At 28.9% G+C, this 15,441-nt stretch carries 13 protein-coding genes; 2 read left to right on the top strand and 11 right to left on the bottom strand.

Annotated features, from left to right (window positions below; translation table 11 throughout):
- Positions 1 to 323: 323 nt before the first annotated feature.
- On the top strand, positions 324 to 1,298 hold the full coding sequence (locus tag psyc5s11_RS18710) for an alpha/beta hydrolase (RefSeq protein ID WP_224033999.1): 975 nt from the start codon (positions 324 to 326) through the stop codon (positions 1,296 to 1,298).
- Positions 1,299 to 1,382: 84 nt separating this feature from the next.
- On the opposite strand, the gene psyc5s11_RS18715 is transcribed toward psyc5s11_RS18710, so the two are convergent.
- The 9 genes from psyc5s11_RS18715 to hemA all read right to left on the bottom strand — a co-directional run bounded on the left by psyc5s11_RS18715 (position 1,383) and on the right by hemA (position 10,829).
- Positions 1,383 to 1,940 carry a DUF3867 domain-containing protein gene (locus psyc5s11_RS18715; protein ID WP_224034000.1) on the bottom strand — a complete coding sequence of 186 codons (558 nt, stop codon included), beginning with the start codon at positions 1,938 to 1,940 and terminating at the stop codon, positions 1,383 to 1,385.
- An 85-nt stretch (positions 1,941 to 2,025) separates the two neighbouring features.
- Positions 2,026 to 2,658, bottom strand: a complete 633-nt coding sequence (locus psyc5s11_RS18720) for an epoxyqueuosine reductase QueH (protein WP_224034001.1) — start codon at positions 2,656 to 2,658, stop codon at positions 2,026 to 2,028.
- 38 nt (positions 2,659 to 2,696) lie between these two features.
- Positions 2,697 to 3,995 carry a glutamate-1-semialdehyde 2,1-aminomutase gene (gene hemL, locus psyc5s11_RS18725; RefSeq protein WP_224034002.1) on the bottom strand — a complete coding sequence of 433 codons (1,299 nt, stop codon included), beginning with the start codon at positions 3,993 to 3,995 and terminating at the stop codon, positions 2,697 to 2,699.
- A 190-nt stretch (positions 3,996 to 4,185) separates the two neighbouring features.
- Positions 4,186 to 5,151, bottom strand: coding sequence for a porphobilinogen synthase (gene hemB, locus psyc5s11_RS18730; RefSeq protein WP_224034003.1), 966 nt, complete (start codon positions 5,149 to 5,151; stop codon positions 4,186 to 4,188).
- Between the two features lie 133 nt (positions 5,152 to 5,284).
- Positions 5,285 to 6,091, bottom strand: a complete 807-nt coding sequence (locus tag psyc5s11_RS18735; protein WP_224034004.1) for a class I SAM-dependent methyltransferase — start codon at positions 6,089 to 6,091, stop codon at positions 5,285 to 5,287.
- A 130-nt stretch (positions 6,092 to 6,221) separates the two neighbouring features.
- On the bottom strand, positions 6,222 to 7,688 hold the full coding sequence (gene cobA / locus psyc5s11_RS18740; protein WP_224034005.1) for a uroporphyrinogen-III C-methyltransferase: 1,467 nt from the start codon (positions 7,686 to 7,688) through the stop codon (positions 6,222 to 6,224).
- Positions 7,689 to 7,909: 221 nt separating this feature from the next.
- Positions 7,910 to 8,785 (bottom strand): hydroxymethylbilane synthase, encoded by an 876-nt coding sequence (gene hemC, locus psyc5s11_RS18745; RefSeq protein ID WP_224034006.1) that lies wholly within the window; start codon positions 8,783 to 8,785, stop codon positions 7,910 to 7,912.
- A gap of 203 nt (positions 8,786 to 8,988) precedes the next feature.
- Positions 8,989 to 9,666, bottom strand: coding sequence for an NAD(P)-dependent oxidoreductase (locus psyc5s11_RS18750; RefSeq protein ID WP_224034007.1), 678 nt, complete (start codon positions 9,664 to 9,666; stop codon positions 8,989 to 8,991).
- Positions 9,624 to 10,829, bottom strand: a complete 1,206-nt coding sequence (gene hemA / locus psyc5s11_RS18755; RefSeq protein WP_224034008.1) for a glutamyl-tRNA reductase — start codon at positions 10,827 to 10,829, stop codon at positions 9,624 to 9,626. Before hemA ends, psyc5s11_RS18750 begins: the two co-directional genes overlap by 43 nt.
- A 500-nt stretch (positions 10,830 to 11,329) precedes the next feature.
- Here hemA and ade point away from each other — a divergent pair, with 500 nt between their 5' ends.
- A complete protein-coding gene (gene ade, locus psyc5s11_RS18760) occupies positions 11,330 to 13,099 on the top strand; it encodes an adenine deaminase (protein WP_224034009.1) in 1,770 nt (589 codons plus the stop codon).
- Between the two features lie 55 nt (positions 13,100 to 13,154).
- Here ade and psyc5s11_RS18765 read toward each other — a convergent pair whose 3' ends face one another.
- Entirely contained in the window at positions 13,155 to 14,261 is a 1,107-nt protein-coding gene (locus psyc5s11_RS18765; RefSeq protein WP_224034010.1) for an HD-GYP domain-containing protein, read from the bottom strand.
- Positions 14,262 to 14,537: 276 nt separating this feature from the next.
- Entirely contained in the window at positions 14,538 to 15,353 is an 816-nt protein-coding gene (gene yidA / locus psyc5s11_RS18770; RefSeq protein ID WP_224034011.1) for a sugar-phosphatase, read from the bottom strand.
- Between the last annotated feature and the right edge of the window lie 88 nt (positions 15,354 to 15,441).

Raw genomic sequence — 15,441 nt, forward strand, 5'->3', positions numbered from 1 at the left:
GCAAATAAAAATCTACTATATTCAAGAAAATTACAAATTTCTTAATTTATGAATTATTTTCACTTCTTATGTTATAATTTATAAAGCACATGAAAATAAATAACAAGTCCAAAGTTGCCATGAATATTTTTCATCAGGCAAGGAGACGAATTGCCCTCATAGCAGGCCTATTAGGTCAATTTGCCAACGCAGCATGATGGAAAATAGGCTGGCAAATGGACTTGTTATTTTTTGATTGTGCCTAATATAAGTTTTAAGAAAGGATAGTCCTAATTTAATTCGATTTATATCTAATTTGTTTTATAATTAGGCGAATTTTTATTATGAAAAAATTTTTGAAAATATTTTTTTTAATTTTATTTATTTCAATTATTATTTTCACTATAGTATTTCAAAAAAGAATAATGTTATGTTATGGCATTGGTGAAAAGTATATTTCTTTAAAGGATGATATATGGACAACCAAAGAACTTGATATTACAACTTTTTCAAATTCTATGAATTATAGTGATGTTGTTTATAAAAACACTAATGGTGTTTCTTTAACACTAGATATTTATGGTCCAATTAAGCAAGTTTATAAATCTTCACCTGTACTCTTATATGTTCATGGTGGAAGCTTTGCTTATGGTGATAAAAGTATTCCTGTTGCGTTAAGTCCGGTACTTGATACATTTCGCGAACAAGGTTATACAATCATAAGCACATCTTATGAACTTATGAAAAACACAGAAAACTTTAACAAACAAATTTCAGATGTGAAAGATACCATAAGGTGGATATATAAAAACAAATCTGTTTATAATATTGATACAGAAGAAATCGGAGTTATTGGTGTTTCCTCTGGCGCTTATCTTTCCCTTATGGCAAGTTATAGTAATGATGAAGACTTTGTAGGTGATACACAGTTAAGCAATTATCCATCAAAAGTCAAGTATTTGATCGATTTTTCTGGTCCTACTGATTTAAGCCTTTTAAATACTACAGATTTAAACTTTGATTTGTCAAAGATCTTTTCATCAATTACAAATAAAGATAATATAATTAAGAAATTTAACCCTATGACTTATGTTACTTCTACAATTCCGAACACCTTAATAATTCATAGTAATTTAGATACCATGGTTCCTTACGAAAGTTCAAAAAAACTTTATGATAAATGTATTGAATCAAATGCTAAAGCAGAACTAATTACTTTAAATAGCACTGCTCATGATTTATCAACGATTTCAACTGATGACATTGTTTCTATATCAGAAGGACTATTAAAGTTTGTAATATTTAATTCTCCTTTATAGCAAAAATTTGTTTTAGGCACAATCAAAAAACTATAAATGCCATACAAAATCTGTACACAGATTTTGTATGGCATTTATTAATTTCTAATATTCATAACTTTTTATATTTTCACATAATACTATTTGTATTTTATTATCTTCAATAACTTTTTTATATGAGCATAAGAATTCATTTAGCTCATTATCATTTAAATCTATATTCTTTTCGCTTATTAGTATTACATCTTCTTTTTCTAGCAGTACTTTAAGATCATTTTTTTCATTCTTTATAAAATATTCAGACATTGCTTTAGTAGATATTCTACTTTTATATTTTTCTTGAAAGCTAATAGTCTTTTTCATAGTTTCATAATTTAATCCTGAGCTATTCATATTAAATCCTGGAATCTTAAATTGCTCATCTATAGAAGACGAATCAAATCCATATCTCTCTAAGATTTTTTTTTGTATATTAAGTAACTTATCTTGGGATATATCATTATCTTGCATATATGACATTATATTTTTAGAGAAATCTGCCATATTCATCTTGCCTTCAGCAAGGTTATAGTACATAGAATATATGTAATCTTCGAACTTATCTATGTCCTTATCCTTTGCTTTATTTTTTAATTCATTAAAGTCTATAATTTTATCAGACATATTAATCCTATCCTTTCTACATTATAATATTCTAATCTAAATATACCATGTTTTTATAGTCTGTATACAATATTTAAAATTTAATTTATAATTTAGTTGAATTCATTCTTTCATTTTGAGAAAATACACATCCACAATAATCTTGCCTATATAGGTTATATTCAGCAGAAAGTTCTATAGAACGTTTATATCCTTCTTTCTTTTTAAAATCTGAATATAAATATTTTATGTTATATTCCTCTGATAATTCTTCACCAATTTCATTTAATTTTTGTGCATTTTTGTAAGGACTTATAGATAAAGTAGTTGTAAGGTAATCATAACCTTCTTCTTTAGCTATAATTGCTGCCTCTTTAAGTCTTAACTCATAACACCTAAAGCACCGACTCCCACCTTCTTTTTCTTCTTCTAATCCTTTTGATATCTTATAGAAATTTTCTGTATCATATCTGCCTTCAATAAATCTTATTTCATGCTTAACCTTAAGCGCTGAAATAAGTCCTTTTTGTTCGGCTACTCTTCTTGAGTATTCCTCTAAAGGGTATATATTAGGATTATAAAAGAAAATACTTATTTTAAAGTATTGTGATAGATATTCAAGTACATAACTACTACAGGGTGCACAACAGCTATGCAAAAGTAATGTTGGGACTTTTTTATCTTTTACTAAATTTTCTATTAAACAATCTAATTCTTTTTGATAATTAATTTTATTCATATTTAGGTCATCCTTTTGTGAGTATTATTATAAACTATTTAAGATAAGTTCCTTAAAGCTTCAGCTGCTGCAAATTTTTCAAAAGTTTTCAAGAAAATATTAATATGATTTTCTTCATGCTTTACACTTAAAAATACAGCTTCGAATTGTGATGGAGCTATATTTATTCCACTCTTTATCATATGCTCAAAATATCTATTAAATCTATCTACATTACATTTCTTAACATCATCATAGGTTCTAACTTCTTTTAGTTCAGTAAAGAATATTGTCATCATTCCTCCAACTCTATTCATTACTATTGGAAGGTTATATTTTTTTGATATACTTAATATTCCTTCTTGAAGTTTGATACCTATATTTTCAATATGGTCATAATAACTCAAATTATTTTTAAGCTTTGTTAATGTTGCAAGTCCTGCTGCCATTACAATTGGATTCCCTGACATAGTTCCTGCTTGATATACCCCGCCTAGAGGTGATAAGTTTTCCATTATTTCTTTTCTTCCACCATATGCTCCACATGGAAGTCCACCCCCCATTATTTTAGCATAAGCAACTAAATCAGGTTTAACATTAAATAAAGATTGAGCCCCTTTAAATGCTACTCTAAATCCATTCATTACCTCATCAAAAATCAGTAATGCACCATAGGTATCACAAAGTTCTCTTAAAGTTTCCATAAAATCTTCTTCTGCCTTTATTACTCCCATATTACCAGCTACAGGCTCAATAATAACTCCAGCAATTTCATTTCCATATTCTTTAAAAAGCTCTCTTATTTGATTTTCATCATTATATATACCTATTAAAGTATTTTCTATGCTTTCATTCGGTACTCCAAGGGAGCCTGGAATTCCCCCTGTCATAACACCAGATCCAGCTTCTATTAAGAATCCATCAAAATGTCCATGATAACATCCAGCAAATTTAACTATTCTTTTTCGATTTGTGTATCCTCTTGCAAGCTTTACTGCACTCATAGTAGCTTCCGTACCTGAATTAACCATCCTAATCATTTCAACATTATCAACACTCGTGCAAATAAACTTTGCTAAATCTAATTCCAATTTTGTTGGTGCTCCAAATGCTATTGATTTTGAACTTGTTTCTTGAATAGCACATACAACATCCTCATCACAATGTCCAAGAATTAATGGTCCCCATGCTAATACAAAATCAATATATTCATTATCATCTTCATCTTTAATTATAACACCTTTTCCCGATTTTATAACAGGAGGATTTAAATTCACTCCTCTAAAAGCTCTAACTGGACTATTAACCCCACCTGGCATATACTTTTCTGATTCTTCAAATATTTCAAGGTTTTTCATTACAATTCCTCCTCAGTGCGCATAATATCTATCAAGTGAAACTTGATTCAGGTGGGGTTTGCTCCCCATCTGAATCTTAGTTGAACTTATACCCCCAAGGGGTACCTCGTCTAGGGTCGTGCCGCTGTTATCTCCCACTTATAGAAGTGGGAGTGTTACAGCGGCTGGACATCAGATAAATTTTAAGTACTTATCTTTTTAAAACTTTTGCTGCTTCTAGCGCATGATATGTAATAATCGTATCTGCCCCAGCTCTTTTAATAGAAGTTAATGTTTCCATCATTACTCTTTCCTCATCAATAAGTCCAAGCTTCCCTGCTGCTTTAACCATAGCGTATTCTCCACTTACATTATAAGCTACAAGTGGCATATTAAAGTTTTCTTTGCAATCCCTAATTATATCTAAATATGCAAGAGCAGGTTTCACCATTATAAAATCTGCACCCTCTTCTATGTCCATTTGTGTTTCACGAAGTGCTTCCATTCTATTTGCTGGGTCCATTTGATATGTTTTTCTATCTCCAAATTGAGGTGTAGAATTTGCTGCATCTCTAAATGGTCCATAAAATGCTGAACAATATTTTGCAGAATAACTCATTATGCTAATATTTTTAAATCCATTTTCATCTAGTGCATTTCTTATAGCTCCAATTCTTCCATCCATCATATCAGAAGGTGCAATTATATCTGCACCAGCTTTTGCATGGGATACAGAAATTTTACACAAGTATTCAAGAGTTTCATCATTATCTACATATTCATCATGGACTATTCCACAATGGCCATGAGATGTATATTCGCACATGCAAACATCTGTTATAACAAGTAAATTTTTATCTATTTTTTTTATTTCTCTTATTGCTTGTTGAACAATTCCATTATCATTATAACTTTCAGAACCACATTCATCCTTATGCTCTGGTATTCCAAAAATCAAAACCCCTGCAATATCAGCTTCTTGAATTTCCTTAATTACCTCATGTAATCTATCAATCGAAAAATGATAATTTCCTTCCAATGAAGAAATCTCATTTTTTATATTTTGTCCTTCAACAACAAAAATAGGATAAATAAAATCCTTTGAACTTAAAGTTATTTCTCTAACCATATCACGAATAGCTGAATTAGCTCTAAGTCTTCGCCCTCTTTTAATCATAATTTGTCTTTAGTGAGTGCAGTATAATAACACAAATCCCACAGCCACTAAAGTACTCACTTCCTTTCTTTTTATACTTTTTAATGTATATATTATAATAATTCGCCTTATAAGAATGTTGTGCAGTATTTTTCTATTTAACTCCAATCCTCATACGGTAACAGAAATCTATTTTAAATTCAACAGCACCAAAAATATCAATAATTTTCTCTTTAAAAGTCAATATAAATGGATTTATTTCATCTTTATTAGATTTTATGATAGATTGCAGTCCTCCTTGACTCAAAGCAATTTCAATAAACCTTTGTGCATTACAAATTTCAGTATTTGAAAAAACAATTTCTCTTACATATCGAAAATTCAAACTATTTTCAATATTAGAAAGATGATTTTCTTTGTCCCATTTTATAAAACTGTCTTTAACATTCGGATATGTGGATTCAATTTCCGTAACTTTCTCAAAAAGTTTTTTATATTCAAATTCTGCTTCCCAATTGCATACAGGTGGCCAATCACAATCATAAACTGCAAAAACACCACCTTTCTTTAATATTCTTGACGCTTCATTCAATGTGGTTTCTGGATTCATCCAGTGAAATGATTGAGAACATGTAATAATATCTACAGAACTATTTTCTAATCCAGTGTTATCTGAAAATCCAGAAACAAAATTAACATTCTCTAAGTCAGAAGCCTTTTCTATCGCTAATTTAATCATATCTTTACTTGGTTCTATACCAATGATTTTATTGCTTACTTCACTCCAAATTGTTGTGGAAAGGCCAGTACCACATCCCAAGTCTACAACAACAGATGGACTTTTTCCTAAATATTTAAGTAATATCTCTTTAACTTTTTCAGGACATTTTGGTCGTGCATTATCATAAACATTAGCAAAGCCCAAAAATCTATTTGCATTTATATGTAAGTTATTTTCCACAAATTCATCATCCTTTCAATGTTTATATATAAATTTTCTTCACCATAATCTCCTGTTGTGTAACATTTTATAGTTATATCCAAATTAAATATCCTTAAATTTTCTAATTACCCTTTGAGTCTTTTCTATATTAATTCTTTAATAAATTCATTATTTCCTTTAAAAATCCATCCTCCGAATGCTCTTTACATACTGTTGCTTCTATTCCAAATTCCTTTAATGATTCATTAGTCTTTGGTCCTATAGATATAACTTGTTTCTTTTTAATTTCTTCTAAGCCTACCATATCCACCATATTTTTAACTGTTGATGGGCTTGTAAAAAATACTATATCTACTTCATCAAAAGATTTTTTATTTGCTACAGTTCCGCAAACTGTATCATATAAATATACTTTATCTACTTCTACACCAGTTTTTGTAAGTTCCTCATATATATATTGTCTACTCTTAGCTGAGCATGGCAAAAGTAATTTTTCGTTTTCTTTCAAATGTGGTTTCAATATGCTTATTAAACCTTCTGAAGCAAATTCCTTAGCTTTTGCAAAACATATAATTCCTCTTTTATTTAAAGCTTTTGCTGTTGCATGCCCAATAGCAGAAATTTTTGCTTTAATTCCTCTTATATCATAATCTTTTTCAATTAGATAATCAAAAAATATATCTACACTATTTACAGACGTAAATACCATATGATCATAGTCTCCTAATTTATTTATATAACTGTATAAATTATTTGTACTACCTTTTATTTCTATTGAATTAAAGCTTGTAACCTCTGCTCCTAATTCAACTAATCTATTTTTTAAATTCTCAGATTGTTTTTTAGATCTTGTAATACATATATTTTTTCCAAATAACGGCTTACTTTCATACCAGTTTAAGCTTTCACTTAAGCTTACAACTTCTCCAACCACAATTATACACGGTGATTTTAGTTTTGCATCCATTACTTTTTGTGAAATATTATCTAAAGTTCCTATAACCTTTTTTTGTTTGGCTGAGGTTCCCCTCATTACAACACCACATGGCGTAGATGAATCTTTTCCATTATCTATAAGCTCTCTAACTATATTATCTAAATTACTTAAACCCATCATAAAAACTAAAGTTCCTTCTTCAGCAGCTAAAGCTTTAAAATTCACATTCAAATCTTGTGCAGATTTACCTGTTACAACATGAAAACTTTGTGCTATGCCTCTATGAGTTATTGGAATTCCAGCATAATTTAAAACTGCTATTGGAGATGTTACTCCCGGAATTACCTCAAAAGATATGTTTTCCTTAGCTAAAGCAAGTACTTCTTCTCCGCCTCTTCCAAACACATAAGGATCTCCACCTTTAATTCTTCCAACTATATGACCTTTTTTTGCGAGACTAACTATAAGTTCATTAATTTCCTCTTGTGTTTTAGAATGAGCCCCCGGCTCTTTACCACAATAATAAATTTCACAATTTTCATTCAAATAATTTAATACATTATTTGAAACTAATCTATCATATAATACCGCTGTGCATTCTTTTAAAACCCTAACAGCCTTTAATGTCAATAATTCTTCATCTCCTGGACCTGTTCCTATTATATATACCTTACTCATATTATAATTCTCCTATTCCAACAATTTGATATTTTTCACTATATATATTAATATTCTCCTTAGTTTTTAATAACCTTAATTCATATTATTAACTCAATATAGATACCCAACTCCTAAATTATACTTATACTATCAAAATATACCCAACTAGAAACCGGAACAAAATCATGCTCCTTATTTCGGCTGATTATCCACATAAGTACGATTTCCACCTTGAGTATCTATATATCTAATATCTTTTGTGCCAATCTTCTCCCAACCTCAATATGTTCATCTATGCTTCCTAAAATATCCTTCTTAACTATTTTACCACCCACATCATATATTCCAATCATATATAAATCATTTCCTTGAATTTCTGAATATGATCCAATTAAACTATGGCAGTCACCATTTAATTTTCTCATAAAACTTCTTTCAGCTTCTACAGTTAATTTTGCATTTAAATCTTCTAATTGTTTAAAATACTCTTTAGCTTCGCTTAACTTTAAACATTCTATACCAAGTGCCCCTTGAGCAACTGCTGGCAAAAATTCTTTTGGATCAAAATATTCAGTTATTAAGTTTTCTTCATTTAACCTTTTTAATCCTGCCGCAGCTAATATTATTCCATCTAAATTTTGCTCTTTCATTTTTTTCAATCTAGTTTGTACATTCCCTCTAATTGAAACTATTTCTAAATCGTCTCTAAGTAATTTAAGCTCACAAGCTCGCCTTATACTACTCGTTCCAATTGTTGCTCCCCGTCGTAGTTCTTTGAAAGGTATATTATCCTTTGAAATAAGAACATCTCTAACATCTTCTCTTCCAGTAATAGATGCAATTTCAAACTCATCATTTAATTCATAAGGAACATCTTTCATGCTATGAACTGCTCCGTCTGCTCTTTTATCCAAAAGTGCAATTTCTATATCTTTAACAAACAGTCCTTTTCCTCCAATTTTAGCTAAAGAAACGTCTAAATTTCTATCCCCTTCTGTAACTATAAGTAATTTTTCACTATTTATATTAAATTTATCTTTTAAACTTTTCATTATTATTTCTGTTTGTGTTTGAGCCAACTTACTTTTTCTTGTTGCTATGATTAATTTATTCATTATCCAATATTCCTCCATACCTATTTCTTTAAAATTGTCTTTAGGGATGTGAAAGAAAATAACAGGTCAAATATGCGATGTATATTTTGCGTCAGACAAGGAGCTAAGACTTGCTCATAGCAAGCTATTAGTGAGACTTAGCGACGCAGTATGATGCAAAACAGACTAGCATACTGACTTGTTATTTCTTTGAACATCCCTTATTATTTAAGCAAATAATCTACAATTTCTTTTGGAAAATTAATTTTTAATACACTTTCGCATTTACCTTCATCAAAAATTATTTTGAAATCATCAGTCCCAATAAATCTACTTATCTCATTTTTATATTGCGGAAATTCTTTTGCCCTATTTCTTATTTTGCCTATAAACTCAATAAAGTCATCATATGATTCTAACAATTCTTCCACTTTATTAGAAACTAAAACTGCACCTTTTGGATTACCATACTTGGTATTCAATGCAAAAGTTATATTTTCTGTATTCCTTTGAATCGGAACGACTCCCATTCCATCTGTAAAATTAGAGGAATCTATATATATTTTGCAATTCTCATCACAATATTTCTTTATTTTATCTTTTAAACTTTTATCATTTAAAGCAATAATTATAAGATGTTTATCCTTTAAAAACCCATAACTAAATTCTTCATTTATAAGTTTCAGTCGTCCCATTGAAGCTTTTGAAATCTCAATTATTTCTTCACTAAAAGTCTGTGACAATACATAAACATTACATTTATTATTCACAAAATGCTTAGTTTTTATTGCACCAGCTTTTCCTCCACCAATTATTCCAACTCTAAGTTTATTAGATATTAATGAAATATACGAATAGTCTATTTCTTCATTGTAAATATCTTTTCTATTATTTTCATACATTCTTCACCACATCCTTTTAGAGTTTCTTCTTTAATAACATCAATGGCTCTATTTATGTAAAAATCTGATGTACTTTTAATTAACTTATTAGCTAACATTATGTCTTTTTCATTATCACTTTTATGTGCAAAAGTTTTAATTCTTTTTTCTGAAATTTCAGTTCCAAAAGCTTTTAATCTTTTAATTTTAGGTGAAATGCTTCTGAGTTTAAGCCAATCTTCATATTCTTTCAGATACTTAGTCATAATAAATTTATGTTTTTCCATCTTTTCTTTTCGTAATTTTTTATTTTTGTCATTTATATAACTTATAGTATCAATATTATACACTTCTGTTCTCTCTAACAAAGCAACTTCTTTTTCCACATCTCTTGGAACAGATAAATCATATATTATAAGTTTATTTCCCTGTTCATTAATATCTGATTTTCTCACCACTGGATGAGGTGCTGATGTACAACCTATAAGGCATTCAACTTCATCTATATATTTATTCTTTTCTTCAAACCTAATTATATTAATTCTTTCATCATGTATTTCATCTTTAATTTTATTATTTCTAACGACTAAATAAACTAGCTTTGCCCCATGGGAAAGCAAATACTTCATAGTAAGCTGTCCAACTTCTCCATATCCAAATATCATGAATTTAGTGCACCCATGATTAACAGCTTCATTTACAACTATTGAAGCTGATGATACTGGTATCTCAAATAATTTAGATTCCTTTCTAAATCTTTTCCCACAGGTTATAGCTTCTTGAAACAACCTATGTAATTCTAAAGAAACTGCTTTTATATCTAAAGCTTCTTCATAAGCCTCCTTGACTTGACCTAAAATTTGATCCTCTCCTAATATTTTAGAATGAAAGCCACAACAAACTTCAAATAAATGCCTATAAACGTCTTGATATGTAGTTATAAAAATATATTGTTCATATTCACAATCCCAATTAAAAATCTCAAAAATCTTTTTTAATAATTCTTCGTCATTTAAAGAAGCATTAAAATAAATTTCTGTTCTATTGCAAGTGGCTAAAAGAACTATTTCTTTCATTTCCTTACGTAACTCTTGCATATATTCTTTGTGTTTTTTAGGTTTTATTATAAACTTTTCTCTAATTTCTAGTGGAGTATTTTTTCTAATACCTATTAATCCTATCACGCATTGTCACCTCACATACTTTTCAATTCTAAACATTTTTCCTACTAATACTTTATTCAATATTATTATCACACAAAAAACATATATTTCAAAATTATTTATTTACTATTTCTTTCCTATAACAATCTTCTACTCATTAACATAGCTAAATTTACCAAATCACATTTTTTTAATATTATATATACAAAAATAAGTTCACTTATACATTTTAATAAATTTATCACACATATTCAAATATTTTTTTACATATATAATAAATATTTATATATAATATGTTTGTATTTATTTTATGTAATCCTTTTTTACTTTGACAATAATACTTAACTTAATTATAATTAAAAAAATATACACAGTTAAAAAAAGTGCGCAGCACAACCAAGATCATTTCACCGATAAAAAAAGAACGAAGTTCAATCAAAATCATTTCACCAGAAAAAACATAAGTTAATATTAATTATTGAATATAATAATTATAACTTTAAAACAAGGAGGCACTTATTTTGAATAAACAAACACTAGTAAATCACATTAAGGCTTCAAGCGGAAGTATAAAATGTGACTTAGTGATTAAAAATATAACTATAATTGATGTTTTTAATAAAGATAGATTTGTAGATAACGTTGGTATTAAAGATGGTTATATTGTAGGCATTGGTGAGTATGAGGGTGAGAAAAATATAGATGGTACTAACAAATATATCTGTCCTGGTCTTATTGACTCCCATTGCCATATAGAATCAAGTTTAGTTACACCTGCTGAATACTATAAAGTAGCTTTAATAAACGGCATTACATCTGTAATTGCAGATCCTCATGAAATATCAAATGTAATGGGTACTGATGGTCTAAATTTTATGCTTGATGCATCAGAGGAAATTCCTTTTGATGTATACTTTATGCTTCCATCTTGTGTTCCCGGAACTAGCTTTGAAAGTTCTGGTGCAACTTTACTTGCTAAAGACTTAAAGAACTTTTATAAAAATCATAAAGTTTTAGGATTGGCTGAAGTTATGGATTACCCCGCTGTATCAAATTGCGAAGAAAATATGATTGATAAAATCTATGATGCTATGACTTTCAACAAAGTAATTGATGGGCACGGAGCAGGTTTAACGCCTATGATGACAAATACTTATAGAAGCGCTAATATCTTGACAGATCACGAATGTAATAATGCAAAAGAAGCTCTTGAAAAAGTCAGACGTGGTATGTACATTTTAATTAGAGAAGGTAGTGTTGCTAAGAATTTAAAAGAATTATTGCCAGCAGTTAATGAAAACAATAGCAATAGATTTTGTATTTGTACTGATGATAAACATATAGATGATATTGAACTTAACGGCTCAATTAATAGTTCAATTACTTATGCTATAAAGACTGGATTAAGACCTGAAACAGCTATCCAAATGGCAACTATTAACCCTTCTAATTTATACAAGTTAAATAACAAAGGCGCAATTGCTCCTGGCTATATTGCTGACTTTGTTTTATTAGATAATTTAGAAGAATTTAAAATATCTCAGGTTTATAAAGAAGGAATACTTGTTGTAAATGATGGTGAAATTATCAATTGTAAAGATGATTTAACTAATCACTCATGCATAAATCATACATGCGATAACTATGTAAATCTTCCAACATTAAGTGAATATAACTTTAAAATTAATATTCCAAATAATAAATCCAACAAATTAAATGTAATTTCAATAATCCCAAACAAGCTAGAAAGCATTCACTTAAAGTTAAATATTTCTGATATTGCTTCAATGAAAGATACTAACTGTGAATTCTTTAAGTTTTCACCCATAGATGACTTAATAAAAATTTGTGTTATAGAACGACATAAGGCCTCTGGAAATATAGGTCTTGGAATATTAAAGGGTCTCGGAATTAAAGAAGGTGCAATTGGAACTACCATTGCTCATGATTCACACAACCTAATTCTTGCTGGAACAAATGATAAAGATATGTTATTTGCAGCTAAAGAATTAGAAAAAATGCACGGTGGTATAATAGTTGTTAAAGATGAGACTGTTCTAGCACATATTAAGCTTGAAATTGGTGGGCTTATGACGAGTAGAAAATATACTGAAATTGAATCTGATTTAAAAAATCTTCATTCTGCAATTAAAATAATAGCTCCAAGTATTAATTTCAATCCTTTTTTGACGCTTTCCTTCTTATCTTTGCCAGTAATACCAGAGTTAAAAATTACAGATAAAGGTTTATTTGATGTTGTTAACTTTAAATTTATAGACATCTGTGAATAACATAAATACCCAAAGCGAACAATGCGCTTTGGGTATTTATAATTTTCTAAAATTATTATATTTCATATTTTACTCTACTAATAACTATAGAGATTTCTTTAATTAAATCAATCTTAATACCTATATTACTTACTCTTGGGCCATCTATTATCTTTACTGTTGGCCTTAAAGGAAACCCTGGAGTTGTTTCTTCAACTATAGCTATTTCTCCAGTACTAATTTCCACAATAGTTCCTTTTGGATATGGAATTACTATTCTGCAAAAAGTATTAACTATATTATAATCAAACTTTGTTCCTGCATATGACATTAAATATTCTAAAACATCACTTGGAAACATTGCTCTTTTTCCTGGCACGTCTGTTGATAAATTATCATAAGCATTTGCAACACTTACAATATGACTTAAATCAATAATATTATCTTGACTTATTCCATCTGGATATCCTTTTCCATCCGGTCTCTCATGATGTTGAAGAACAATTAGTTTACTTAAACTATTTATATTATATGTACTTGATAAATATTTATATCCAAGTCTTGGATGCTGCTTCATTATTTCTTTTTCATCTTCAGTTAATTGATCCTGTTTATCTGAAACCTCTTTCGGAAGTAATGATTTGCCAATATCATGAATTAAAGCTCCGATGCAAAGAGCTTCTAATTTCTTTTTTGGCAATTTAAATGCCATACCTATTGTAAGGGCTATTACTGAAACATTTACGCTGTGAGAATACATATAATTATCCATACTTCTTATATCAACTAGTGCAAGCATTACATCTTTATGATTTAATATATCATCTATCAAATTCACTGCCATTTTACCTATATTGTAGAAATAACTTTGTTCTTGCCATGTATAATCATTTTCACCATTCTTCTCTGGCTTAGTTTTATTAAGTCGTCCTATATTAGAAAAGGCTTCTTTTATAGTTATAATTGCCTTTTGCCTTAATTCTGGTTTAATAATATCTTCAACTTCTTCATCGCTATATTTATCAACTATATATATTGATAAAATATTTATTTGTTTTATTTTTGCAATTGTATTTTCTCTTAAAACCACTCCAGCTCTTAGCAAAATTCTACCATCAATATCATATAATGATTTTCCAAGTACTGTATTAGGCCTCACATTTTCAATTGGAACTAGTCTCATAGCTTATCCCCCTAAAATGGCTATCATTTCCCCCATAATTCTAAATATGGATTATCATTCATAATCTACTTTTAGAATTATTGTTGTTGCGTTCTGAATCCATAGATGTACAATTTTTGCATACCTATCTATTATATTCGTATTCTTTACATTAATCTATATAGCTTGTAGCTGTTTTTCAAAATTTAGGGATGATATATATAATTTTATTTTAGCTATGATTTCTAATATATTCTCCTATATTCCCATTAAAAGTAGCTTTAAAAATAAATATTTCTATATAGAATCATTTAAAATGAATTTTTCTATTACCTTTGCTATTCCATCTTCATCATTTGATGTAGTAATAAATTCAGCTACTTCTTTAACTTCTGCAATTGCATTTCCCATAGCAACTCCAAGTCCAGCATACTTAACCATAGAAAAATCATTGCCCGCATCTCCACAAGCAATTATTTCTTCTCTCTTTATACCAAGAAATTCACTAAGCTTTTTTAATCCAAGCCCCTTATCTACTTCTTTATGAGTAAATTCTAAGAAAAATGGTGAACTTTTAAATACGCTATACATTTTATAAATCTCACTTGGTAGTTTTTCTATAGCTGGATCTAATATGTCTTGTGGATCTATCATCATAACCTTTATGATATCTTCCTCATCATCAACTTCATTAAAATCCTTTATATTCAAATCAATTCCATTCATTGTTGCTTCATATTCTGTATACTTACTAGTCTTAGGTGCTATTAATCCATCTTTTGCAGAAAAAGCATGAATATTAATATTAAGTTCTTTACTTATTTTATATATGTATTTCAAATCTGAACCTTTTAGAGAAACCTTCGATACAATTTCTCCAGTCTTAGTATTTTGAACTAATCCTCCATTAAAGCTAAGTACGTAATCTTCACCTTTTAGCAAATCTAGTTCCTCTAAATATCTATTTAATCCAGTCAAGGGTCTTCCAGAAGCCAATACTATTTTAACGCCCTTAGCTTCTGCTGCTTTTATAGCTGCTTCAGTCTTCTCTGAAACTTTCTTATCCGTAGTAAGTAATGTTCCATCCATATCTAATGCAATTAGTTTGTACATGTTCTTTCCTCCATTTGTGTAATAATATTTTCTTATACTTGTATATATATTACTGCATTCTCATTTGCTTTTATTTTACATACAAATA

This window comes from Clostridium gelidum, from assembly GCF_019977655.1.
GTDB lineage: Bacteria > Bacillota > Clostridia > Clostridiales > Clostridiaceae > Clostridium > Clostridium gelidum.